Here is a 23,977-nt window from a genome sequence, read left to right on the forward strand (position 1 = left end):
GGGTCACCCCTCGGCTCCTGGCCCCCTGCAGCTCCCCGCCGCGAGCGTGCGAGCGGCGGGGAACAGCGGGGTCACCCCTCGGCTCCTGGCCCCCTGCAGCTCCCCGCCGCGAGCGTGCGAGCGGTGGGGAGCAGGGGGTCCTTCTAGGGTGAGGCGCGTGCGCATCGGTGTGGTGACCCGTGAGTGGCCGCCGGACGTCTACGGCGGCGCGGGGGTGCACGTCGAGCACCTCGCGGCGGCCCTGCGGACGCTCCCGGCCGGCCCCCAGCTCGACGTCCACTGCTTCGGCGAGCCGCGGGCCGACGCGACCGGGCACGCCGTCCCCGCCGGGCTGGCCGGCGCCAACGGCGCGCTGCAGGCCCTGGGGGTCGACGTGGAGATCGCCGGGGCGCTGGCCGACGTGGACCTGGTGCACAGCCACACCTGGTACGCCAACGCCGCGGGCCTGTTCGCCTCGCTGGTGCACGGCGTGCCGCACGTGGTCACCGCGCACTCCCTCGAGCCGCGGCGGCCGTGGAAGGCCGACCAGCTCGGCGGCGGCTACCGGCTGTCCTCCTGGGTGGAGCGCACCGCCTACCTCGCCGCGGACGCCGTCATCGCGGTCAGCGGCGGGATGAAGGCCGACGTGCTCGCCGTCTACCCCGAGCTCGACCCCGACCGGGTGCACGTGGTCGGCAACGGCGTGGACGCCGAGGCCTACCGGCCGGTGCACGACCCCGACGCGGTGCGCGCCCTCGGCGTGGACCCGGACCGGCCGTACGCGCTGTTCGTCGGGCGGATCACCCGGCAGAAGGGCGTCATGCACCTGCTGGCCGCCGCCGAGCAGCTGCCGCCCGAGGCGGGGCTGGTGCTCTGTGCCGGGGCCGCCGACACCCCCGCGGAGCGACAGCAGGTGGCCGACGCCGTCGCCGAGCTGCAGGCGCGGCGGGACGGCGTGGTGTGGATCGAGGCGATGCTGCCCCGCGAGCAGCTGGTCCCCCTGATCACCGGCGCCACCGTGTTCGTCGTCCCCTCGGTGTACGAGCCGCTGGGCATCGTGAACCTGGAGGCCGCCGCCTGCGGCACCGCCGTCGTGGCCAGCGCCGTGGGCGGGATCCCCGAGGTCGTCGCCGACGGCCGCACCGGGCTGCTGGTGCCCTACGACCCGGACGACACCGCAGCCTTCGAGTCGGGCCTGGCGGCGCGGATCGCCGAGCTGCTCGCCGACCCGGACCGGGCCGCGCGCATGGGAGCGGCCGGCCGGGAGCGGGTGCTGGCCGAGTTCGGCTGGCCGGCGATCGCCCAGCAGACCGTGCAGGTCTACTCCGCCGTCCTGGACGGGCGGGCGCAGCGGCAGGGCTGACCCGCGGCGCTGGGGTACCGTCGCTGCGCCGGCCCGTGCCGGCGGCGCACGTGCAGCGAAGTCCGGTGCGACCCCGGCGCTGTCCCGCAACTGTGATGGCCGTTCCCGGCCGAGCCAGATCGCCTGCCGCGCGTCGTGTACCGACCCGCGCGGCAAGGGTCGCGCACCGGGCGCCCGGCGCTCGTGGGCGGCGCGCGCCGCATCGCAGAGAGACCTCCGTTGCCCCGTACCGCTCCGCGCCGGCGCCCCCCGGCCGCGCTCCTGCTCCCCCTCCTCCTCGCACTGTCGGCGTGCGCCGGCGACGACCCCGCCGCGGGGGACGCCGCCGCCTCCCCCACCGCCGCCGGGGACTTCCCCGTGACCGTGACCGGGGACGCCGGCGAGCTCACCCTCGACCAGCGCCCGGAGAACATCGTCTCGATGTCGGCCTCGGCCACCGAGATGCTCTTCGCGATCGGCGCCGGCGAGCAGGTGGAGGCGGTGGACAGCACGTCGGACTTCCCGGCCGAGGCGCCGACCACCGACCTGTCGTCCTTCACGCCCAGCGCCGAGGCGATCGCCGCGTACTCCCCCGACCTCGTCGTCCTCAGCGACGACCTCAACGGCATCGTCGACGCGCTCGACGCGCTGGCGGTGCCGACCCTCCTGCTCGGCGCCCCCGCCACCCTCGAGGAGAGCTACGAGCAGGTGCAGACCCTCGGCGCGGCCACCGGCCACCCCGACGAGGCCGCCGACGTCGTGGCCGACGTCCAGGACCGGATCGCCGCCGCCGTCGACTCCGTCCCGGCCGGCGTGGAGGGCATGCGCGTCTACCACGAGCTCGACCCGAGCTTCTACTCCGCGACCAGCGAGACCTTCATCGGCAGCGTCTACCGCGCGTTCGGTCTGGAGAACATCGCCGACGGGGCAGCCGACACCGCGGGCGGCTACCCGCAGCTGTCGGCGGAGTACGTCGTCGGCCAGGCGCCGGGCCTCGTGGTGCTCGCCGACACCGTCTGCTGCGGGCAGACCGCCGCCGCCCTCGCCGAGCGGCCCGCCTTCGACACCGTGCCCGCCGTGCAGGAGGGCCGCGTGCTCGAGGCCGGGGACGACGTCGCCTCCCGGTGGGGACCGCGGGTGGCCGACTTCGCCGAGTCGCTGGCCGGCGTCCTGCAGGGCTGAGCGGAGCCCATGACGGCCACCGCGGGCGGCACCCGCAGCCCCGCCGCAGCCCGGCCGGCACGCACCCGGCGCCGGGCGGCGCTGGTGCCGTGGGCGGCCGGGCTGGCGCTGGTGCTGTCGATGCTGGCCGGGGTCTGGGTCGGCGCGCTGCCGCTGCCGCCCGGCGCGGTCGTCGCCACCCTCGCCGACCGGGCGCTGGCGCCCCTGGGCGTCGACGTGGGCGGCGGCCTGGAGGGGACGGGGGCGGCGGTGCTGCTGCAGCTGCGGCTGCCGCGCGTGGTGCTCGCCGCCCTCGTCGGCGCCGGGCTGGCCGTCGCGGGCGCGGCCTACCAGGGGGTCTTCCGCAACCCGCTGGCCGACCCCTACCTGCTCGGGGCGGCCGCCGGGGCCGGGCTCGGCGCCACCCTCGTCATCGCCTACGCGCCGGGCACCTCGCTCGGACCGGTCGGCGTCGTCCCCCTCGCGGCGTTCGCCGGTGCCCTGCTCGGGGTGGGCGCCGCCCTGGCCCTCGGCACCGCGGCCGGCGGCTCGCACGGTCCGACCCTGCTGCTGGCCGGCGTCGCCGTCGCCTCGTTCCTCGCCGCGGCCCAGACGCTGGTCCAGCAGCAGAACACCGACGACCTGCGCGAGGTGTACGGCTGGCTGCTCGGGCAGCTGGGGCGGGCCCAGTGGTCCGACGTCGTCCTCGTGCTCCCCTACCTCGGCCTCGCCTGCCTGGTGCTCCTGCTGTGCGGGCGCGCCCTGGACGTGCTGGCCGTCGGGGACGACGAGGCGCGCTCCCTGGGTGTGCACCCGGGCCGGATGCGGCTGCTGGTCATCGTCGCGGCGTCCCTGGCCACCGCGTCGGCGGTCGCGGTCAGCGGGCTGATCGGTTTCGTCGGGCTCGTGGTCCCGCACATCGCCCGCCGGCTGGTCGGTGGCTCCAACGCCCGCGTGCTGCCCGCGGCGCTGCTGACCGGGGGCGCCTTCCTCGTGGTCGCCGACCTGGTGGCCCGGGTGGTGCTCGCGCCGGCCGAGCTGCCGATCGGCGTGGTCACCGCCTTCGTCGGCGCCCCCTTCTTCGCCGCCCTGCTGTGGCTGGGGGCGAGGCGGCGGTGAGCACCCCGGTTCCCGGCGGGGCCCGCGTGGAGGTCGTCGGGCTGAGCGCCGCGTTCGGCCGCACGCCGGTGCTCGAGGACGTCCGGCTGGCCGTGGCGCCCGGCGGGTGGACGGCGGTCATCGGCCCCAACGGGGCGGGCAAGTCCACCCTGCTGCGGTCGGTGCTCGGGTTCCACCCGCACACCGGCCTGGTCCGCGTCGACGGCGTCCCGACCACGGGCATGCCGCGGCGGGAGCGCGCCCGCCAACTGGCCTACGCGCCGCAGCGGCCCGTCGTCCCGGAGGGGGTGAGCACCGCCGACTACGTGGCGCTGGGCCGCACCCCGCACCGGTCGCTGCTGGCCGCGCCCCGTCCGGGCGACCGCCGGGTGGTGGCCGAGGTGATGGCGCGCCTGGGCCTCTCGGGGCTGGCCGACCGGCCGGTGTCCACGCTCTCCGGGGGCGAGCAGCAGCGCGCCGTCCTCGCCCGGGCCCTGGCCCAGCAGCCGCGGGTGCTGCTGCTCGACGAGCCCACGGCGGCACTGGACCTCGGCCACGCGCAGCAGGTGCTCGACCTCGTCGACCGGCTGCGCCGACAGGACGGCCTCACCGTGCTCAGCACCCTGCACGACCTCAGCCTGGCCGGGCAGTACGCCGACCGGCTGGCGCTGCTGTCGGCCGGCCGGGTGGTGGCCGAGGGGCCGCCGGCCGACGTCCTGACCACCGAGGCGCTGGCCGGCCACTACGGGGCCCGCGCCGAGGTGGTCGCGGGCCCGCACGGCCCCGCCGTCCTGCCGCTGCGCGCGCCCGACGGCGCCCGGGGATGATCGTCGGCCGGACCGCTGCGCGGAACCGGCCCCGGGCGGCGGGCCGGCCGGGCGGTCGCGACCCTCGAGGAGGAACCGCGTGTCGCAGGCTGCCGCGCCGGTGCTGCAGGTCGGCCTGCTCGCCGCCCCCGGTGCACCGGCCGAGCTGGCCGGCTGGCTGGCCGGCGAGCTCGCCACCGAGCTGACGGCGGCGCACCCCGAGGTCCGCTGGGAGCTGCGGGCCGTCGAGGACGGGCTGGTGCAGCCCCCGGCCGACGACGACGAGATCGTCGCCGCCACCCGCCGCCGGCTGCTCGCCGAGGACTGGGACCTCGCCCTCGCCCTCACCGACGTCCCCCTGGAGGTGGGCCGCCGCCCGGTGGTCGGGCACGCCAGCCCGGTGCACGGCGTCGCCCTGCTGTCCCTGCCTGCGCTCGGGGCGGTCGGCCGGCGGCGGCGCGCGCTGCAGGCCGCCGCCGGGCTGGTGCGCACCCTGCTGGGCACGGGGGACGGCGACGAGGACGACCGCGCCGCGATGGGACGACGGCTGCGGGAGCTGGCCACCGATCCGGCCGACGCCACCGCCGGGGTGGCCTTCACCGCGCGGGTCCTGTCGGGCAACCTGCGGCTGCTGCTCGGCATGGTGCGGGCCAACCGGCCGTGGCGGCTGGCGGTGCAGCTGTCGCGGGCCCTGACCGCGGCGATCGCGGCCGGCGTCTTCGCCCTCATCACCGCCGACATCTGGCGGCTGGCCGACGCCTTCGGCTGGCCCCGGCTGACGGTGGTCGCCGTCGGCTCGGTGGTCGCCGTCGTCGTCACGCTGGTCGTCGGCGCGCAGCTGTGGGAGCGGCCGCGGCACCGGCGGGAGCGCAAGCAGGTGCTGCTGTTCAACGTCGCCACCACCGCGACCGTGGTGCTCGGGGTGCTCACCCTCTACGCCGTGCTCTACGTGCTGGCCCTGGCGGGGGCGCTGCTGCTCGTGGTCGGCCCGCTGTTCGCCGAGGGGCTGGGCCACCCGGTCCACTTCTCGAACTACCTGGAGCTGGCCTGGCTGACCTGCTCGCTGGCCACCGTCGGTGGCGCGCTCGGTGCGGGGCTGGAGTCCGACGAGGCCGTGCGGGAGGCCGCGTACACCTACCGTACGGGGTCGCCGCTCGAGGAAGCCGAACCGGCCGGATCCGTTTCGCCAGGTGCCGTCGCCGTCGATGGCGCATGATCTGCCCGTGTCGATCGCCGAGCGCTTCTCCGCCGCGCTGGGCCGCGTCTCCGACGACGACCTCGCCGGGCCGGAGCTGCTCCCTGTCCGGCTGGCCTGCGCCTGCGCCCGGATGCTGGGCGTGGACGGCGCCGGACTGAGCGTCCTGGACGCCGCCGGCCGCCGGCTCCCGCTCGGGGCCAGCTCGGAGGAGGCGGCCCTCGCCGAGCGGCTGCAGTTCACCGCCGGCAGCGGCCCGTGCCACACCGCGCAGGAGCACCGGGAGCCGGTCTTCGCCGCCTTCGCCGACCTGCACCGCCGCTGGCCGACCTTCGCCGAGCTCCTCGCGGAGCGCACGCCGTTCCGCGCCGTGGTCGCCCTGCCCCTCGGCGAGACCCTCGCCGGGCCGGGCGCCGTGGACCTGTTCTTCGTCGACGAGACGACGGTGACCGGCCTCGACGTGTTCGAGGCCGTGGCCGTGGGCGACCTCGTCACCTCCGCGCTGGAGGAGGCGACGGTGTGGTCGCCGTGGTCGGAGGAGGGCGGGCCGTCCTGGCTGCACGGCCCGGCCGCCCGGCGCCGGGCGGTGGTGTGGCAGGCGATCGGCCTCCTCGGCATGGACCTGGACACCGGGAGCGCGGTGGCGCTGGACCTGCTCCGCGCCGCGGCCTGGTCGGAGGGGCGGTCGGTCGACGACCTGGCCGCCGACGTGGTGGCCGGCCGGCTCCACCCGGCCACCCTGCGCCCGGGGGCCGTCGACCCGCCGTCCTGAGTGTCGGGCTCCGCCCGGTCCGGTCACTCCCCCGCGATTGGGGGTCGGCAACCCCCGCCGTTCGGCCCTCGCCGCTCAGCGGAGACGGGGCGACACTGTCCGTACACGGATGCAGTGCCCGTGCGACTGACCGCACCGGGACACGGGTACGGTCCCCGCTCGGCGCAGGGACGAATGGGGAGGTGGCGCGTGATCAAGGTGTTGCTGGCCGACGACCACGCGTTCGTCCGTGACTCGCTGACCGAGCTCCTGTCGGCCAGCGGTGACGTCAGCGTCGTCGCCCAGTGCGAGGACGGCGAGCAGGTGCTCGACGCCGCCCGGCGCACCCAGCCCGACGTCGTCCTGCTCGACCTCGCCATGCCGCGGGTGACGGGGCTCGAGGCCGCCCGCGAGCTGCTGGCGGCGAACCCCGACACGCGGGTCGTGGTGCTCACCGGCTCCCTCACCCCTGCGCTGGTGGCCGAGGCCCAGGAGATCGGCGTCGTGGGGTACCTGCTGAAGGACGACGACCCCGGCGCGCTGCCCGCACACGTCCGCGCCGTGGCCGCCGGCGGGACCGCCTGGAGCGACGCTGCGGCGTCGGCCGCCCCCCGAAAGAGTGACCAGGGGCTGTGAGCGCAGCAACTGAACGGCAGAGTCTCGTGCACGGTGAGTATCGACCCGCTCATGGCGTGTGCGGACCTCCGGGGACTTAGGTCCTGACCTGGGCACAACCCCTGGCCAGAACCCCCCGGCTCCGGTGCTATGTGCGGGCCTCCCCCGCACAGCGGGTGGGAGACTGGCACGACAACGGGGGTACACCATGACGCTCGCACAGCTCGACCGGCGGACCGGCATCGACCAGATCAGGGTCCTGGTCGTCGACGACCACCGCACGTTCGCCGAGCTGCTGTCCGGGGCGTTGGCCTCCGCCGGCATGCAGGCGGTCGGGACGGCGCACTCCGCCGCCCAGGCCGTGGCGATGGCCCAGGACCTCCAGCCCGACGTCGTGGTCATGGACATCGAGATGCCCCGCCAGGACGGTCTGGCCGCGACCCGCCGCGTCCGCGAGGTCGCCCCGCGCGCCGTCGTCGCCGTGGTCACCGCCCACCGCGACCCCGACTGGGTGGTCCGCGCGGCCCAGGCCGGCGCCTCGGCGTTCATCCCGAAGGACGGCTCGCTGGCGGAGATGATCGACGTGCTCTCCCGGGTGCAGGCCGGGCAGATGCTGGTCGCGCCCTCCACCTTCGCCGGCGGTCCGACGTGCGCCCCCGCGGCCTCCCCCGACCGCGTGGCCCCGCCCCAGCTGACCCGCCGCGAGCAGGAGGTGCTCGACTGCCTCGGGCGCGGCATGCAGGTGAAGGCGATCGCCCGGGTCCTCGGCATCACGCTGGAGACCTGCCGCGGCTACGTGAAGTCGCTGCACGCGAAGCTCGGTGTCCGTTCCCAGCTGGAGGCAGTCGTCAAGGCGCAGCAGTTGGGGCTCCTCGGCTCGATGAATGAGCACTGAGGCTCCCCCCTCCGCTCCCCCTCGCACGTCCGGCCAGGTGCGCCGCCGCGGTACGGGCGTGCGGCGTGAGCTGGCCGCCTTCTGCGCCACGGCACTGCTGGCCCTGCTGGTCGTCTCGGCGGGCACCGTCTGGCTGAGTGAGCGCATCGCCCGCACCAACGCGCTGGCCGAGGCCGAGCGTGGCGCCGAACGGCTCGGCAGCCTGCTGGTGGCGCCGGTCCTGACCGACGCGCTCGCGGGTGTGCCCGGCCGGTGGTCGGAGCTGGACCGCGACGTCCGGAACCGGATGAGCGACGGTTCGGTCACCAAGATGGTCGTCTGGCGCGCCGACGGCGAGATCCTCTACGCCAGCGACCCCACGCTGATCGGCAGGGACATCGAGCCCTCCGGCGAGCTGCGCGCGGCCCTCGACGGCGAGACCGTCTCCGACGTCGACGAGTCCCCGGAGACCGGCGGCGAGGGTGCGCTGCTCGAGGTCTACACCCCCCTGCAGGTGCCCGGTGAGCACCTCGCCTTCGAGGCGTACTTCGCCTACGAGGGCATCGACCGGCAGGCCGCCCTGCTGCGCGGGGAGATCATCCCGATGGCGATCGGAGCACTGGTCCTCCTGCAGGTGGTGCAGATCCCCATCGCCGTCTCCCTGGCCCGGCGGGTGCGCCGCCAGCAGGCCGAGCGCGCCGCCCTCATGCAGCGCTCGGTCGAGGCCTCGGACCGCGAGCGCCGGGCGATCGCCGCTGACGTGCACGACGGGCCGGTGCAGGACCTCGCAGGCGTCAGCTACGCCCTCTCCGCGCTGCGCAGCAGCCTGCCCGAGGACCGGCAGCCGACGGTCGACAAGCTGGTGGGCGCCGTCCGGCACGCCGTCCAGTCGCTGCGCCGGCTGATGGTCGACATCTACCCGCCCGACCTCAGCGGCTCCGGGCTGGGCGCGGCGATCTCCGATGCCGCCGAGCCGCTGCGCGCGGAGGGCGTCACGGTCCTGATGGACGCCGCCCCGCTGCCCGACCTGACGTCCGACGCGGCGGCGGCGCTCTACCGCACCGCGAAGGAGGCCCTGGCCAACGTGGCGCACCACGCGGGTGCCACGCACGCCTGGATCACGCTCGAGGAGACCCAGCTCGCCGGGTCGCCGTCCGTGCGGCTGGAGATCGCCGACGACGGGGTCGGCTTCCCCGCCGGCGGCACCGACCGGCGGCACGAGGGCCACCTCGGCCTGTCCCTGCTGCGCGACCGCGTCGTCGACCTGGGCGGCACGGTGGTCCTCGGCGAGCGGGACGGCGGGGGCGCCGTCCTGACCGCAGTGGTACCGGCAAGTCACGATCAGTGACGCAATTGACCCCCTGACCTGCACGAACCCCCCATTTGCGGGTACCCCCGCTCCCCTTCCAACGGCTGTGACGGACGGGCCCAGAACGAGAGAGTTCCACTACCGCAAACCGAGATCGCGGCAGTGAGGAGCTCTAACCGATGGACCTGCCCAGCCTGAACCGCCGTGACGTCCTCAAGGTGTCCCTGGCCGGCACCGCTGTCATGGCACTGCCCTTCCAGGCGGTCCTGTCGGCGAGCAGTGCCTCCGACCTCGACGAGGCGGCGCTGCCGAAGCCGTACGCCGCCGCCTTCCGCGCCCCGCGGGTCGCCACGCCGGTCGCGACCGACGACGTCCCGGGCAACGACTACGGCACCCGGCCCGACAACGGCGCCCCCATCCCGGGTGGCGAGTACAGCGGCACGGACTACTACCGCATCGAGCAGAAGCCCACGACGGTCGAGCTCATCAAGGGCGTCAAGACCACGATGTGGGGCTACAACGGCGAGGTCCCCGGCCCGACCATCCGCACCTACGTGAAGAACGGCAAGCCGCGCCGGGTGGTCATGCAGCAGATCAACCGGCTGCCGGCCGTGCACCCGACGATGAACTACGTCCCGTGGACCTCCACCCACCTGCACGGCTCGCCGTCCAAGCCGCAGTTCGACGGGTACGCCGGCGACCTGACCCAGCCCGGTGAGTGGAAGAACTACGAGTACCCGAACAACTGCACCCCGCGGACGGCCTGGTACCACGACCACGGCGTGCACCACACCGCCCAGAACGTCTACATGGGCCTGGCCGCGCAGTACCACATCGTCGACGAGGACCTCGAGATCTCCCTGGGCATCCCGCGGTACCGGCGGGACCTGGCCGCCGGCGCTCCCCAGTACGAGTTCCCGCTGATCATCGGCGACGTCATGTTCGCCAGCAACGGCCAGCTGATGTTCGACGACGACGGGGAGTCCGGCCTCTACGGCGACGTCATCCTCGTCAACGGGGTGCCGTGGCCGAACATGAAGGTCGAGCCGCGCAAGTACCGCTTCCGCGTGCTCAACGGCTCCCTGGCCCGCGGCTACAAGCTGCGGCTGAGCAACGGCAGGCCGTTCACGGTCATCGCGACCGACGGCGGCTTCATGCACGAGCCGCAGACGGTCACCACGCTCACCATCGGCATGGCCGAGCGCTACGAGATCATCATCGACTTCGCCAGCATGAAGGGCACGAAGGTCCAGCTGCTCAACAGCGGCGTCAAGAACGCCCGGGACTTCGACCACACCGGCAAGGTCATGCAGTTCGAGGTCGGCCAGACCGTCAGCAGCCAGGACGGCAACGGCCCGCTCAACCTCGCCGCCTTCGCCGGCCTCAAGCACACGGCGATGAAGCTGACCACCGGCGAGTCCGTCGCCACCCGGCGCATGCGGCTGGAGCGCACCAACGGCCTGTGGGTGATCAACGACAAGACCTGGGACGACGTCGTCCGCTCCAAGTACGAGGACGTCTTCGCCCAGGTGGCGCCCAACTCGGTGGAGATCTGGGAGATCGAGAACTCCTCAGGCGGCTGGTTCCACCCCCTGCACGTGCACCTGGTCGACTTCCAGGTGCTCGACCGCAACGGGCTTCCGCCCCGCCCGGAGGAGCGCGGCCCCAAGGACGTCGTCTACGTCGGCGAGAACGAGGTCATCCGCGTGCTGATGAAGTTCGAGCACGAGGAGGGGCGGTACATGATCCACTGCCACAACCTCTCGCACGAGGACCACGACATGATGCTCCAGTACCAGGTGGGGCACCACGACATCGACTGCGACTCGATCAACACCTGCCCTCCGAAGGGTGGCGAGCCGCCGGTGCTCACGCCGCGGACCCTGCCGGCCGAGCCCGAGGAGCCGGGTGAGGGCAGCGAGCTGCCGGACGACGAGGTGCCGGAGACCCCGGCGCCGACGACGTCGCCGTCCGCGCCGTCCACGACGTCCGCGCCGTCCACGACGTCGGCGCCGTCCACGACGACCGCACCGACCCGGCGCGGGACGACCACCACGGCACCGACGACCACCACGGCCCCGGCTCCCACGACGTCGGCCGCGCCGACCACGCCCACACGGCGCACGCGGTGACCGCCGTCCACGCCGCCCCGGCGGTGACCGGCGAGGCGACCTCGTCCGGCCGGGTCTCGCGGTGGCAGCTCGTGGCGGCGGCCGGACTGGCCGCCGCCGGCGGGCTGCACGTGGCCGCCGCGGTGGACCACCTGCAGTCCGGTGAGCTGGCCGTCGGGTTCTTCCTGCTCACCGCCCTGGCTCAGGTCGGCCTGGCCGCCTGGATCGCGCTGAGCGCCTGGTCGGGGCGGCGGACCAGCCCGGAGCTGGCCGCCTTCGCCCTCCTGGGCACGGTGGGCCTGCTGGTCCTCTACGTGGTGGCCCACACGACCAACCTGCTCGACGCCTTCGCGGTCCCCCACGCGTCCAGCGGGGGCCACGCGCACGACGTCCCCGGGCGGGAGATCCTGGCGGTCGACCCGATCACCGGCGTCGACTTCACCGACGGCATGCCCACCGCCATCGACGGGCCGGTGGCCATGGACGGCACGACGGACTCGGCCACGGGGCACGGGCCCGAGGCGATGGGCACCGCGACGGTCGCCGTCGAACTGCTGGCCCTCAGCGCGCTCACGGCCCTCCTCCCGCGCACCTGGCGGGGGCTGGCCACGAACGGGCTGCTGGCCCTCGGCGGCCTCGCCTGGGTCCTCTGGTTCACCGGCGTCCTCGGGTGAGGAACGCCCCTCAGACGACCGCCGCGGTCACTGGTGACCCCCGCACCAGTGACCGCGGCGGTGGGCGGCACCGGGCGCCACGCCCGGGTACCGCCGCCCGGTCGGCCGCCGTGGTCACTGGAGACCCCCGCTCCGGTGACCACGGCGGTGCCGTCCCCGACGCGGACGACGGCCCCCGATCGGCCGCCGCGGCTCCCGGTGACCCCCGCACCCGGAGCCGCGGCAGCGTGCTGCGGCGCCGGCTCAGCGGCCTGGCGACGTGGGGAGCGACCGGCCTGGCCATGCTGCTGGTCCTGTCACTGGCCGGCCTGCTGCCGCTGCAGCTCATGCGCGTGGACTCCACGAGCATGACGCCCACCACCGCCTCGGGGGACCTCCTGGTGGTCCGTCACGGGCACGGCCCGGTCGAGCGCGGGGACGTCGTCGCCGTGCACCACCCGCTCGGGGACGGGCTGCTGGTCAAGCGGGCCGTCGCCCTCGGCGGGGACGAGGTCGGCATCGAGGACGGCGTCCTGGTCGTCAACGGGACGCCGGTGTGCGAGCCGGCGATCGACCCGGCCCTCATCGACGGCGTGTACTTCGGGCCGATCACCGTGCCCGAGGACTCGCTGTTCCTGCTCAGCGACCACCGCGACGGGTCGATCGACTCCCGTGCCTTCGGGCCGGTGCCCACCGACGACCTGGTCGGCTCCGTCGTGGGCCGCGCGTGGCCGCACCCGGGCGCGCTGCCCTCGCCGTCCGCCGGCTGCTGACGCCCCGCACCTCCTCCGTCGCACGCGCGAGACCGGCGTTCTCGTGGCCATCAGCCGTTGATGGCCACGAGAACGCCGGTCTCGTGGGTGGGGTGGTGCGCGCTCAGCCGCGGACGGGACCCTCGGTCGTCGGCGAGCCGGCGGGGAAGCCGAGGTCGTCGCCGGCCGAGCGGGACAGCTCGTGCCACAGCTTGTTGGTGTCGTTGAGCTCCCGCTCGACCTCGGTCAGCGCCACGTGCACCGGGATGCCGGGCCGGCCGCCCACCTTGACCAGGAAGTTGCCGCGGCCGGGCGGCTCGGCCTCGACGCCGGTGCCGGGGTTCCAAGCGGGCGGGTCCTGCCAGCCGGCCAGGAGCTCCTGCTCGGCGGCGGTCAGCGGGACGGCGGAGGTGAGCATCGGCATCTCGGCCATGGGCAGGCCGCCGCAGATGACCATGCCGGAGCGCTCGACGAAGCCGCGGGCCTTCATCCGGTCCTCCTCGGTGGGGAGGGCCAGCAGGTCGCTCATGGTGTGGCTGACCATCGCCATGCCGACGCCACGCTGCCGGTTGAGCCGGGTGAGGGCGTCGACCCGGTCGACCATGCCGCGACCGGCCCGCAGCGCCCGCCACAGCTCGTCCAGCACGACGAAGTGGTGCCGGCGGGGCTCCAGGCCGGCGTCGGCCAGGGCGTGCGCCACGCTGATCGCGCCGAACCCGGCCGACCAGCAGGCGAGCAGGACGGCGGCCTGCAGGTCGGTCTGGGCGTCGTCGATGCTCGACACGTCGAAGACCACCGGGCGGTCGCGGCGCATCGGCGTCGTCGTCGGCTCGGCGAAGATGCGGCCCAGCCGCCCGCCGCCGGTGAGGCCGACCAGGGTGGCCTCGAGGTCCTCGGTGACGTCGTCGTAGCGGCTGCGGTCCCCGCGGTCCAGGGCCGCGGCCCGGACGTCCTCGGGGGCGGCGCGCAGCACCGCGAGCAGGTGGTGGAGGGTCGGGGCGCCCAGCCGCGCGCTGTCGTGGGTGTCGTCGAGGACGCGCAGCGCCCGGTCGAGCACCGTCTCCTCGCGGTCGGTGGGCGGGGCGCCGCGCATCACGGTGACGAGGGCGGCGACGATCGCGTGCCGGCGTCCGTGCGCGTCGGCGAGCACCTGGCTGCGGGCGTCGCCGGTGAGCCGGGCGGCGGCGGCCACGGCCTCCCCGGGGTCGAGCACGTTGAGGTGCCCGCGGCCCCGGCCGAGCCGGATGACCTGGCCGCCGATGGCCTCCACGAGGTCCACGTAGTCGGGCTTGAGGTCGCCCAGCACCATCGGCAGGACGCCGTAGCCGGCCAGCCCGAGGGCCATCCGGCGGACGACCGTCGACTTGCCGAGGCCGGGCTTGCCGAGGACGAACGCCGAGGGGTTGCTGATCAGCCGGGCCCGCTGGAACCAGCTGATCGGGTCGCAGCACAGCGTGGCGCCGGTGAGCAGGTTGCGGCCCAGCGGCACCCCGGTCATCGGCGTCCCGGCGCCGGCGGCGAAGGGCCACAGCCCGCACGCCTGCACCGTGGTGGCGCGCCACTCGTCGGGGGCCTGCACGTAGGTCGCCGCGCCGCCGCCGCGGCCCGGCCAGCCGCGCGGCCCCGGTCCGGGCGAGGGCCGGCCGGCCCGCTTGCGGGTCACAGTGCCTCCCGGAACTCGCGGGGGACGGTCAGGTGCGCCGAGGGGACGATGCCCAGCGGCAGCGCGGCGGCGAAGGCCGAGTCCTGGGACCCGTACACCGGGCGCAGCTGGGTGCGGGCGCTCGCCGAGAGGTTGTCGATCGCGGCGCGGGCGGCGTCGAGGGCGGCCCGCGGGTCGTCGAGCAGGTCGGCGTCGGCCACGGTCGCCGTCACGAGCATCGCGAAGTCGACCAGCCCCGCGCCCCGGGCCTCCTCCTCCGCGGTGAGGGTGGCGGCGCGCTGGTCGGCCAGCACGCGGGCCGAGGGCCGGGACGAGGAGGACGCGCGGAAGTCGGCGGTGCGCCGGTCCTGCTCGACGAGGCGGGCGGCGCGGCCGGCGTCCAGCGGCCGGTACAGCAGGGTGACCCGCTTGCGGTCGACGTCCGGGTGGGGCGCGACGAGGTCGGCGAGCACCGAGGAGAACACCTCGCCGCGGGGCGCCTCGGTCATCTCCCAGGTCACCGACACCGCGCCGTCGTGCCGGTACCAGCCCCAGCCCGCCTGGGCGGCGGCCGGGCCGACGTCGGACCAGCGCAGCTCGGGTGCGCCCCCGGTGGCGTGCGCCTCGTCGAGGAGCCGCGCCGCGGAGGGGTCGTAGGCGATCCGGACCGCCTCGCACAGCTCCTGGGCGGTGGCCGGGCGGACCACGCCCGCGCCGGTGGCGGTGAGGCCCGCGGTGAGCCCGGGCAGCCGGGTGCCGATGTCGCGGGCGACGTCGGCGGTCTCCCGGCGGCGGGCACCGGAGCGCCCGGTCGTGGTGAAGGTGAGGGAGACGTAGGCGGTGACGGTCGCCGAGCCGGCCGGGTAGGTCTCCACGACCTCCCGCAGCATCGCGAGGGCCACCTCCGGGGCGCGCGGGTCCAGGGAGCCGCCCACCTCGCGGCGCAGCCGGGTGCCGGAGTCCGGTGCGGTCTCGACGGTCACCGCCGCCGCGACCAGGCCCGGCTCGTTGCCGAGGGCGGCCAGCCAGGCGCCCCAGTGGGCCACCCAGGTGTCCACCTGCTCCTCGTCGACGAGGGAGGCGCCGTCGGGCTCGGTGACGAGCACGACGGTCGCGTGCCGCGTCGCCGGGACCGTGACCAGGGCGAAGGGCCGGCCGTGGGCGTCCTGCCACTCGGAGAGCCGGGACGCCGCGGCCAGCCCCGGCAGCTGGTGGCCGGTCTCCGGGGTGCGGCCCAGGGGTCCGGAGCGGTAGAGGTGGGTGCCGCTGCGCCGGGCGCGCGTCCAGGCGATCCGGGTGGACAGCCGCTGGATCCCCGACCGGTGGTGCCGGTCGCGGACCACCAGCAGGGCGAGCAGCCCGCCGAGGACGCCGCCGGCGGCCAGCGCCCACAGCAGGCCGGCGAACAGCTGGGTGGTGATGACCCCGAGCAGGCCGGCCAGCAGGAGCCCGGTGCCGAGGAGACCGAGGCCACCGAGGCCCGGGGTGGTCGGCCGGCGCCAGTTGCCGTAGGTGCGGGGCGGGGCGGTGGGGGCGGGCGCGGCGGTCACGGGCGCGGGTCCTCAGCATCGGTGGTGGCGGTGGGCAGCGACCGCGTCTCGGCGGCGGCGCGGACGGCGTGGGGTGCCGGCGCGGCCGTGACGGCGTCGCGGGCGGGTCGGCTGGAGCCGAGCCGGTGGGCGCCGACGCGGGCGCCGCCGGAGTCGATCGTCGCGGCCGCCGTCCGGTGGCTGGCGCCCCGCGCGGAGGGCACCCGCAGGGCCGAGGCGGCGGTCGCGCCGGCGGCGCTCCCCGGCGCCACGGCCCGGGCGCCGGACGGCAGGCCGCCGGCCGCCGCCCGCACCCGGTTGCCGCCGGCGGTCACCGTGCGCACCGCCGGCTGGAGCACCCGCAGCAGCGCCGGGAGGGCGGCGATGGCCAGGGCCAGGAAGGTGGTGCCGGTCAGCGCCGCGATCAGCGGGGCGTCCTCGGGGGCGGGGGCGAGCATCAGGCCGGTGGCGTAGATCAGCGCCGCGGCCGGCTGGTAGAGGGCGAAGGCCAGCGTCCAGGTGAGCGTGCGGACGAAGACCATCCGCCCGGTGTCGGTGTTGGTCGCCGAGGCCGACAGCGGGAGCACCCCGGCGAGGACGACGAGGACGACCCCGCGGGCCACCAGCAGCACGATCTGGACGACGGCGCCGAGCAGCGCGGCCGTGCCGAGCAGGACGACGAGCACGGCGGACATGCCGTCGGTCTGTTGCAGCGCGAGCAGGTCGGTCAGGCCCGCCTCGACGTCGCCGGTGGCCTGCTGCAGCACCCAGACGGAGAACGCGTCGGCCGCGGTCACCAGCAGGGTGACGCCGGTGAGGCTCGCGCCGGCCACCAGCACCAGGGTGCCCAGGCCGCGGAGCAGCTCAGCCAGCGGCTGGGTCCGCCGCTGCCACACCATGCGTGCCGCGGCCACCAGCACCGCGACCACCGCCACCGCGCCGGAGTACCAGGCCAGCGACCCGGTCAGCAGGTCGGTGGCCTCCGACGGCACCGCGGCGCCGTCGGCACCGACGGTGCCGAGCCCCGGCGACGGCGGGTCCGCCCACAGGCGCGCGACGGCGGCCAGCGCGTCACCGGCCGCCTCGACGATCTCCTTCGCCAGGTCGCCCACGATGTCGCCGCCTCCACTCTCGTCGAACACACCCACGCCTGCGGCCGGGATGGCCGGGTCGAGGAACACGTCACCGAAGCCGGCCGAGGCCGTGTCCAGGTCGACGACGTCCGCCGACCCGCTGATCGAGTGCCCGGCTCCGAGGCTCGCCAGCCGGTCGAACTCCTCGCCGCCCGGCGCCGCGTCCACGACGAGGGCCGGGATGCGGTCGGTCTCCACCGCCACCTGGTCGGCCGTCGGGGCCAGCGGCACCACGCCGTCGTCCACCACGGCGGCCGGGAGCCGGTCCACCTCGACCGCGACCTGCTCCGGTGTCGGCGTGGCGGGGATCAGCACCTCGCCCGCCGGCGCGATCGGGTCCCCCGGCGTGGTGGGGGCCGGGGTCGTCGGCGTGGGCTCGGCCGGAGTGGTGGGCGCCGGCGTGGTCGGTGCCGGTTCGGCCGGGGTGGTCGGCGCCGGGGTCGTCGGCGTGGGCTCGGCCGGGGCGGTCGGCGCCGGCGTCGTGGGCGCCGGTTCGGCCGGGGTGGTCGGCGCCGGGGTCGTCGGCGTGGGCTCGGCCGGGGTCGTCGGCGCGGGCGTGCTGGGCGCCGGGGTGGTCGGCTCGGCCGGGGTGCTCGGCGCGGGCGTCGTCGGTGCCGGGGTGGTGGGCGCCGGGGGCGTCGGGTCGGCCGGCGGCGGCGTCTCCGCCGGCGGCGGCGTCTCCGCCGGCGGCGGCGTCTCCGCCGGCGGGGTCGTCTGGGCCGGCGGCGTCGTCGTCTGGACCGGCGGCGTGGTCGGCGCCGGGGTCGTCGGGTCAGCGGTCGCGGCGGCCGGCGTGGGCGCGGCCGGCGCCGTGGCGCCCGGGTCCGTGGTCTCCGCGGGCGGGACCGGGCTGGTCACCTCGGCACCCCCGCGGTGCGGTCGTCCCTCACAGCTGTTCCCCCGTGTCCGCTCGTGTTCAGACCAGCGCCGCGACGAGCCCGGACGCCGACCCCGCGAGGACCGCGCCGCCCAGGACGTAGGCCAGGCTCACGGCGTGCTCGGCACCCTCACCGCGCCGGTGGGCCAGCGCCATGCGCGCCCCGACCAGCAGCACCCCGACGACGCAGACGGCGAGCACCGTCCACGCGACCCACTGGACGATCGTCACGATGCCCTCGGAGCCGGGCGGGGCCACGCCCTGGCCGGGGTCCACCACGGCGAGCGCGACGGGCGAGGAGAGCAGGCTCATCGGGGTCCGTCCTCAGGATCGAGAGGGCATCGGTCGTCGTCCTCCACGGTGGATCGACCGTGGAGGAGCGGCAATGCCCGACATTGGGGGTGCCGCAGCTGTCCCCCGTCCGGCTGTACTCCTCGGTGCACCGGTGTGGCGGGGGTCCCGCCGGGGTTGACGGGAGGGTCACGGGCATGCGCAGCTCGCGACGAGGTCTCGCTGTGGCCACCGTGCTGGCCGCCGCGCTCGCGCTCGCCGGCTGCAGCGACGCCCCGGCAGCGGACGAGCCGCAGCCGCAGGCCACCACCGAACCCACCGTCGTGGCCGGCGACGCCGACGCGATGCTGCCCCCCGCACCCCCCGCCCCCACCGACGACGACGCCTCCCGGTCCGCCGCCCTCGACGCCGCGAGCGCCGCGGTCACCGCCTTCGCCCGGCCGACGCTCGACCCCGCGCAGTGGTGGGCCGAGCTGCAGCCCCTGCTCAGCCCCGCCGCGGCGACCGCCTACGAGGGCACCGACCCCGCGGCAGTGCCGGCGTCGGCCGTCACCGGCCCCCCGCAGCCCACCCCGGCGGTGAGCGCGTACCTGTCCACCGTGCTCGTCCCGACCGACGCCGGCGAGTACGCCGTCCTCCTCGTCCGCGAGGGTGACGGCGCCCCGTGGCTGGTCGAGCGGATCACCCCGGTCGAGTCGGCCGGCGCGTCACCCGGGGCCGTGACCCCGCCCGGGGCCGACGCCCTGCCCGCACCGGGGACGACGCCGTGAGGCGGACCGCCGTCGCGGCCGTGCTCGCCCCGGTGCTCGTCGCCGGCGGCCTGCTGACCGCGGCGCTGGTGACGGAGGCCGACCGCCAGGCCGGCGCCTGCGCCCCCGGTGGGGCGCCGGTGAGCGTCACCGGCATCCCGGACGGGTCGGTCGCCGGCTGGGCGGACACCCAGCTGGTCAACGCGGCGCTGATCATGGAGGCGGGCGAGGCGCTCGGCGTCAGCGCCCGCGGCCAGGTCATCGGGGTGATGACGGCCATGGGCGAGTCCTCGCTGACCGTCGTCGACCACGGCGACGCCGTCGGGCCGGACAGCCGCGGGCTGTTCCAGCAGCGTGCCAACGGCGCCTGGGGCAGCTACGAGGACCGGATGGACCCCACCACCTCGGCCACCAACTTCTACCGGGCCCTGCTCGAGGTCGACGGCTGGGAGGCCCTCCCGCCGACGCTCGCCGCCCACCGGACCCAGCGCAACGCCGACCCGTACCACTACGCCCGATGGTGGGACGACGCCCTGGAGGTGGCCACCGCGCTCTCCGAGACCACCGTGACCGGCGTGGCCCCGGGCACCGGCTCGGTGCCCTGCACCAGCACCGGCCCACTGCTGCGCGCCGTCAGCGGCGACTGGACCTCGCCCACCAGCGGACCCCTCACCAGCGGCTTCGGCCAGCGCGAGAGCCCGACCGGCGGTGGCGTCCGGCTGCACGCGGGGCTGGACCTCGCCCCGGGTTGCGACGCCCCGATCGTCGCGGCGGCGGCCGGCGTCGTCGTCCGCGCGGGGGTCTCCGACGGGTACGGCAACCTGGTCGTCGTCGACCACGGCAACGGGGTGGTCACCCGGTACGCCCACATGGAGGACGACGACCTGCTCGTGGTGGTCGGCCAGCCCGTGGCCGCGGGCCAGCAGGTCGCGCGGGTCGGCACGAAGGGCGACTCGACGGGCTGCCACCTGCACTTCGAGGTGCTGGTGGACGGCGTCCCGACCGACCCGGTGGCCTTCCTCGCCGAGCGGGGACTCCCCCTCGCCTGACTGTGGGCCGCAGCGCACCGGCGCCCGGAACAGCGGGTCGCCCGGGACTGCTGGACACGGTGTGGGAGCCGAGCCGACCCCGACCGCCGTCCACCCCGACCTCGCCCGGCTGCTGCCGGTGCGCGAGATCCACGCCGAGCCCGCCGCCCTCGCCTCCCCGCGTGGCCGCGAGGTGCTCGCCCGCTTCCCGGACGCCGAGGTCGTCGAGGTGGCCTCGCACTGGCAGATCCCCGAGCTGCACGGCAACGCCGGCAACGTCGAGCGCTGGGTGCGGGTGAAGTCCGAGACGCTGGTGATGGGCGTCAAGAAGTCGCTGTCAGCCCGCCCGAACGGCCGCTCGGCCAACTGGATCGCCCCCTCGACCGCGAACGGCTGCGCGATGGCGTGCGCGTACTGCTACGTCCCCCGGCGCAAGGGCTACGCCAACCCGATCACCGTCTTCACCAACATCGAGCAGATCACCGGGTACCTGCGCCGGCACGTGGCCCGGCAGGGCGTGAAGCCGGAGCCCGACGAGTGCGACCCGGTCAGCTGGGTCTACGACATCGGCGAGAACAGCGACTGCTCGGTCGACGCGCTGGTCAGCGACAACGTCGCCGACCTGGTCGCCACGTTCTGCGACCTGCCGACGGCGAAGGCCTCGTTCGCCACCAAGTACGTCAACCGGCAGCTGCTCGACCTGGACCCGCGGGGACGCACCCGCATCCGGTTCTCGCTGATGCCCGAGCCGGACGCCAAGGTGCTCGACGTGCGCACCAGCCGGGTGGCCGAGCGCATCGCCGCGGTCGACGACTTCGTCGAGGCCGGCTACGAGGTGCACCTCAACCTCTCCCCAGTCGTCCTGCGCGAGGGGTGGGAGGCCGACTGGACCGAGCTGCTGCAGCGGCTGGACGGCGAGCTCTCGCCGGCGGCCAAGGCGCAGGCCGCCGCCGAGGTGATCATGCTGACCCACAACCGCGAGCTGCACGAGGTCAACCTCGGGTGGCACCCGAAGGCCGAGGAGCTCCTCTGGCGGCCGGACCTGCAGCAGCCCAAGCGCAGCCAGAACGGCCAGTGGAACGTGCGCTACCGCAACGACGTCAAGCGCGCCGGCCTGGAGCGCCTCCGGGGGCTGATCGCCGCCGCGGCGCCCTGGCTGCGGGTGCGGTACGCCTTCTGACAGCGGACCCCGTGCGCCCAGCGCTCGCAGGCTCGCGCCGGGCCCCTGCACGAGGCCGCACAGACGCCGGCAACCTCGCTCAGCCGGTCTGACCGGTGTCCGCGTGGGCGGTGCCCACCGGCTTGGACTCCGGCGACCCCCGCTGGCGCAGGTAGACCGAGAAGATCGCCATCGAGCCGACGGCCAGCATCTCCGACTGCCAGTTCTGGAACGACCGGTTCCAGAAGTCGGCCTCCCCGAGGTAGCCGACCCAGCCGACCGGGTCCTCCTTGTCCGCCAGCTGCTCGGAGTTGTAGGCCGACCAGCCGGCGATCGAGGAGGCTGCCCAGGTCAGCAGGAACAGCGCCCCCATGAGCAGGCCCAGCGAACGGGAGAACACCGTCGTCCGCCAGCCGCCGGCGCGCGCCCAGGCCGGCGACTCCTCGTCGGCGTGCCGGCCCACCTTCTGCTCCTCGTCGGACTCGGGCCCCTCCTGCCCCGGCTCCTTGGACTCGGTCGACCCGCGCTGGATGAGCCACACGGTGGCGAACACGTAGAGGAAGAACTGCAGGTACTCCGACTGCCAGTTCTCCATGACGTCGACCCCGAAGGACGACGAGGTGACGTAGTCCAGGAAGGAGACGGTGGGCAGCCCGTCGGTGACCTGCTGGGCGTTGAAGTCGGCGGTCCCCGAGATCGCCTGGCCGACCAGGGTGACCAGGAAGAGGGCGCCGAAGACGAGGCTGAGCGCGTTGGCACGCAGCGGCCCGTACCGGCTCATCGCCCCATCAACCCCAGCGCCGTGACGTAGACGATGCCGGCCAGCAGCACGACCAGGTAGACGGTGAAGACCGCCCGGACACTCCTCACGGCCCCTCCACCTCACAGTCGTAGGGCGCGTCGGCGCGGGGTTCGCACGCGGCGGCGACCACCTTCCAGCCGGCGACGGTCTCGGCGAGGAAGACGGTGTCGCCGCCGAGCAGGACCTGGGCGTTGCCGCCCCAGACCTCCACCGACTCCACTCCGCCGCCCGGCAGCGGGATCTGCTCGATCGCGTCGGCGCACGGCGAGGACTCCTCGGACTCGAGCGCCGCCAACGTGGCAGGGGCGAGCAACGCGCACCGCTGCGCGGGGTCGCCGGCCGGGTCCTCGAACGCGGCGGCGACCTCCCCGACGTCCTCCTCCTGCAGGTCCGCGCACCCGGCCAGCACCGCGACGGCCGCCAGCGCGCCCCCGGCCAGGTACCTCCTCGTCGAGGTCCTCACGTGCCCTCCCGCTCGTCCCCCTCACGTCCCGGCGGTGCTGGCCGGGTGCATCGCCTACCCCACCGGGGACAGCGGGCAAACGATCTTCATCCGGCCGGGGGAACGGGGAGTTGCGGGGCGGGCCACGGTTACCGTGGCCGCGTGGCGCGGGTGGTGGTCGTCGGCGCCGGGATGGGTGGCCTGGCGGCGGCGGCCCGGCTGGCGGCCCTGGGGCACGGCGTGACCGTGCTGGAGCAGGCGCCGGACGTCGGCGGCAAGCTCGGCTGGTCCGCACGCGACGGCCACGGCTTCGACACCGGGCCGAGCCTGGTCACCCTCCCCCAGGTCTACCGCGACCTGTTCGACGCGACCGGTGGGCCGCTGGACGAGGCGGTCGACCTGGTCCACCTCGACCCCGCCGTCACCTACCGGTTCGCCGACGGCACCCGGCTGGCCGTGCCCGGCCGCCGCGAGGAGGTCCCGGACGCCGTCGACGCCGCGCTGGGCCCGGGGACCGGCGCCCAGTGGGCCGCGCTGATGGACCGGGCCGAGGCGATGTGGCGGGTGACCGAGCGGCCGTTCCTGCGCTCGCCGCTGGCCGGTGCCGCCACCCTGGCGCGGCTGGCCCGCAGCGCCTCCGACGTCGCCACCGTGGCGCCGTGGCAGTCGCTGCGCGGCCTGGGGACGGCGCACCTGCGTGACCCGCGGCTGCGGACCCTGCTCGACCGGTACGCCACCTACTCCGGTTCGGACCCACGGCGGGCACCGGCGGTGCTGGCCACCGTCCCGTACGTGGAGCAGGCGTTCGGCTCCTGGTACGTGCGCGGCGGGCTGCGCCGGCTGGCCGAGGCGGTCGCGGCACGGGCGGTCGAGCGGGGCGCCGTCGTCCGCACCGGCAGCGCGGTCGAGCGGCTTCTGGTGGCCGGCGGGCGGGTGTCCGGGGTGCGGCTCACCGGCGGCGAGGTGCTGCCGGCCGACGTGGTGGTCTCCGGCGCGGACGCCGCCGTGCTCTACGCCGACCTGCTGCCGGCGTCCCGCGCGACGCGGCGGGTGCGCCGGGACCTCGCGCGCAGCACGCCCTCGCTGTCGGGCTTCGTGCTGCTGCTGGCGCTGCGCGGACGGACCCCGCGGCCGGCCCACCACACCGTGCTGTTCCCCGCCGACTACGACGCCGAGTTCGACGCGGTCTTCGGCACCGGCCGGCACCGTGGCGCCCCGCAGCCGGTCGAGGACCCGACCGTCTACGTCAGCGCGCCCGACGACCCGGCGACCCGGCCCGACGACGACAGCGAGTCGTGGTTCGTGCTGGTCAACGCCCCCCGGCACGATCCCGCCGGCGGGGTCGACTGGGACACCCCCGGGCTGGCCGACCGGTACGCCGCCCGTGTGCTGGAGGTGATGGCCCGGCGGGGCCTCGACGTCCGCGACCGGGTGCGCTGGTGCGTCGTCCGGACGCCTGCGGACCTCGAGCGGGACACCCGCAGCGCCGGCGGCTCGATCTACGGGACGTCGAGCAACGGGGCGAGGGCGGCGTTCCTGCGCCCCGCCAACGCCGCGCCCGTGCCGGGACTGTTCCTGGTGGGCGGGTCGGCGCACCCCGGCGGCGGGCTGCCGCTCGTGGCGCTGTCGGCCGAGATCGTCGCGGGCCTGGTCGGACCGGCCTGAGCTCGCACCCGGGA

The 23,977-nt window shown here is 75.9% G+C and carries 22 protein-coding genes; 16 read left to right on the plus strand and 6 right to left on the minus strand.

Going from position 1 to position 23,977, the window contains the following annotated elements; genetic code table 11:
* The first annotated feature begins 157 nt into the window (after positions 1-157).
* From glgA to lepB, 12 genes are all read left to right on the plus strand, one after another.
* Positions 158-1,342, plus strand: a complete 1,185-nt coding sequence (gene glgA / locus ACI784_RS21425) for a glycogen synthase (RefSeq protein WP_456923281.1) — start codon at positions 158-160, stop codon at positions 1,340-1,342.
* A 219-nt stretch (positions 1,343-1,561) separates the two neighbouring features.
* Complete coding sequence (locus tag ACI784_RS21430) at positions 1,562-2,503, plus strand: ABC transporter substrate-binding protein (RefSeq protein ID WP_457014825.1); 942 nt, start codon at positions 1,562-1,564, stop codon at positions 2,501-2,503.
* A 9-nt stretch (positions 2,504-2,512) separates the two neighbouring features.
* On the plus strand, positions 2,513-3,601 hold the full coding sequence (locus tag ACI784_RS21435; RefSeq protein WP_456923279.1) for a FecCD family ABC transporter permease: 1,089 nt from the start codon (positions 2,513-2,515) through the stop codon (positions 3,599-3,601).
* On the plus strand, positions 3,598-4,407 hold the full coding sequence (locus ACI784_RS21440) for an ABC transporter ATP-binding protein (protein ID WP_456923278.1): 810 nt from the start codon (positions 3,598-3,600) through the stop codon (positions 4,405-4,407). Before ACI784_RS21435 ends, ACI784_RS21440 begins: the two co-directional genes overlap by 4 nt.
* A gap of 79 nt (positions 4,408-4,486) precedes the next feature.
* Positions 4,487-5,602, plus strand: coding sequence for a hypothetical protein (locus tag ACI784_RS21445; protein ID WP_457014826.1), 1,116 nt, complete (start codon positions 4,487-4,489; stop codon positions 5,600-5,602).
* Positions 5,603-5,609: 7 nt separating this feature from the next.
* A complete protein-coding gene (locus tag ACI784_RS21450) occupies positions 5,610-6,353 on the plus strand; it encodes an ANTAR domain-containing protein (RefSeq protein ID WP_456923276.1) in 744 nt (247 codons plus the stop codon).
* A gap of 189 nt (positions 6,354-6,542) precedes the next feature.
* Positions 6,543-6,968, plus strand: a complete 426-nt coding sequence (locus ACI784_RS21455; RefSeq protein ID WP_456923275.1) for a response regulator — start codon at positions 6,543-6,545, stop codon at positions 6,966-6,968.
* 187 nt (positions 6,969-7,155) lie between these two features.
* Positions 7,156-7,842 (plus strand): response regulator transcription factor, encoded by a 687-nt coding sequence (locus tag ACI784_RS21460; RefSeq protein ID WP_457014827.1) that lies wholly within the window; start codon positions 7,156-7,158, stop codon positions 7,840-7,842.
* A gap of 58 nt (positions 7,843-7,900) precedes the next feature.
* On the plus strand, positions 7,901-9,169 hold the full coding sequence (locus ACI784_RS21465; protein WP_457014828.1) for a sensor histidine kinase: 1,269 nt from the start codon (positions 7,901-7,903) through the stop codon (positions 9,167-9,169).
* Between the two features lie 140 nt (positions 9,170-9,309).
* The gene (locus ACI784_RS21470) at positions 9,310-11,262 is read left to right on the plus strand and encodes a multicopper oxidase family protein (protein ID WP_457014829.1); all 1,953 of its coding nucleotides are present in this window, start codon (positions 9,310-9,312) and stop codon (positions 11,260-11,262) included.
* On the plus strand, positions 11,259-11,915 hold the full coding sequence (locus ACI784_RS21475) for a hypothetical protein (RefSeq protein ID WP_457014830.1): 657 nt from the start codon (positions 11,259-11,261) through the stop codon (positions 11,913-11,915). Before ACI784_RS21470 ends, ACI784_RS21475 begins: the two co-directional genes overlap by 4 nt.
* Positions 11,916-12,025: 110 nt before the next feature.
* On the plus strand, positions 12,026-12,667 hold the full coding sequence (lepB, locus tag ACI784_RS21480) for a signal peptidase I (RefSeq protein WP_457014831.1): 642 nt from the start codon (positions 12,026-12,028) through the stop codon (positions 12,665-12,667).
* Between the two features lie 103 nt (positions 12,668-12,770).
* On the opposite strand, the gene ACI784_RS21485 is transcribed toward lepB, so the two are convergent.
* Genes ACI784_RS21485 through ACI784_RS21500 form a run of 4 tightly spaced genes read right to left on the minus strand, consistent with a single transcriptional unit; the run spans position 12,771 to position 18,139 of the window.
* Positions 12,771-14,309, minus strand: a complete 1,539-nt coding sequence (locus tag ACI784_RS21485) for a hypothetical protein (RefSeq protein ID WP_457014832.1) — start codon at positions 14,307-14,309, stop codon at positions 12,771-12,773.
* On the minus strand, positions 14,306-15,838 hold the full coding sequence (locus ACI784_RS21490; protein WP_456923268.1) for an SCO6880 family protein: 1,533 nt from the start codon (positions 15,836-15,838) through the stop codon (positions 14,306-14,308). Before ACI784_RS21490 ends, ACI784_RS21485 begins: the two co-directional genes overlap by 4 nt.
* Positions 15,835-17,808, minus strand: coding sequence for a hypothetical protein (locus ACI784_RS21495; protein WP_457014833.1), 1,974 nt, complete (start codon positions 17,806-17,808; stop codon positions 15,835-15,837). The genes ACI784_RS21490 and ACI784_RS21495 overlap by 4 nt, the downstream gene beginning before the upstream one ends.
* A gap of 58 nt (positions 17,809-17,866) precedes the next feature.
* Entirely contained in the window at positions 17,867-18,139 is a 273-nt protein-coding gene (locus ACI784_RS21500; RefSeq protein WP_456923266.1) for a hypothetical protein, read from the minus strand.
* A gap of 203 nt (positions 18,140-18,342) precedes the next feature.
* Between ACI784_RS21500 and ACI784_RS21505 the strand changes: the two genes are divergently transcribed.
* The 3 genes from ACI784_RS21505 to ACI784_RS21515 all read left to right on the plus strand — a co-directional run bounded on the left by ACI784_RS21505 (position 18,343) and on the right by ACI784_RS21515 (position 21,075).
* Positions 18,343-18,888, plus strand: a complete 546-nt coding sequence (locus tag ACI784_RS21505; RefSeq protein ID WP_457014835.1) for a hypothetical protein — start codon at positions 18,343-18,345, stop codon at positions 18,886-18,888.
* Positions 18,885-19,916, plus strand: a complete 1,032-nt coding sequence (locus ACI784_RS21510) for a M23 family metallopeptidase (RefSeq protein WP_457014837.1) — start codon at positions 18,885-18,887, stop codon at positions 19,914-19,916. Before ACI784_RS21505 ends, ACI784_RS21510 begins: the two co-directional genes overlap by 4 nt.
* Positions 19,917-19,977: 61 nt before the next feature.
* Positions 19,978-21,075 (plus strand): spore photoproduct lyase family protein, encoded by a 1,098-nt coding sequence (locus ACI784_RS21515; RefSeq protein ID WP_457014838.1) that lies wholly within the window; start codon positions 19,978-19,980, stop codon positions 21,073-21,075.
* Positions 21,076-21,154: 79 nt separating this feature from the next.
* Here the strand turns inward: ACI784_RS21515 and ACI784_RS21520 are convergent, their stop codons facing one another.
* Both ACI784_RS21520 and ACI784_RS21525 read right to left on the minus strand, forming a co-directional pair.
* Entirely contained in the window at positions 21,155-21,835 is a 681-nt protein-coding gene (locus ACI784_RS21520; protein WP_456923262.1) for a DUF6766 family protein, read from the minus strand.
* Between the two features lie 85 nt (positions 21,836-21,920).
* Entirely contained in the window at positions 21,921-22,319 is a 399-nt protein-coding gene (locus tag ACI784_RS21525; protein WP_456923261.1) for a hypothetical protein, read from the minus strand.
* 141 nt (positions 22,320-22,460) lie between these two features.
* On the opposite strand from ACI784_RS21525, the gene ACI784_RS21530 reads away from it, so the two are divergent.
* Entirely contained in the window at positions 22,461-23,963 is a 1,503-nt protein-coding gene (locus tag ACI784_RS21530; RefSeq protein ID WP_457014841.1) for a phytoene desaturase family protein, read from the plus strand.
* Positions 23,964-23,977 lie beyond the last annotated feature (14 nt).

The sequence above is a fragment of the Geodermatophilus sp. SYSU D01186 genome (assembly GCF_054050215.1).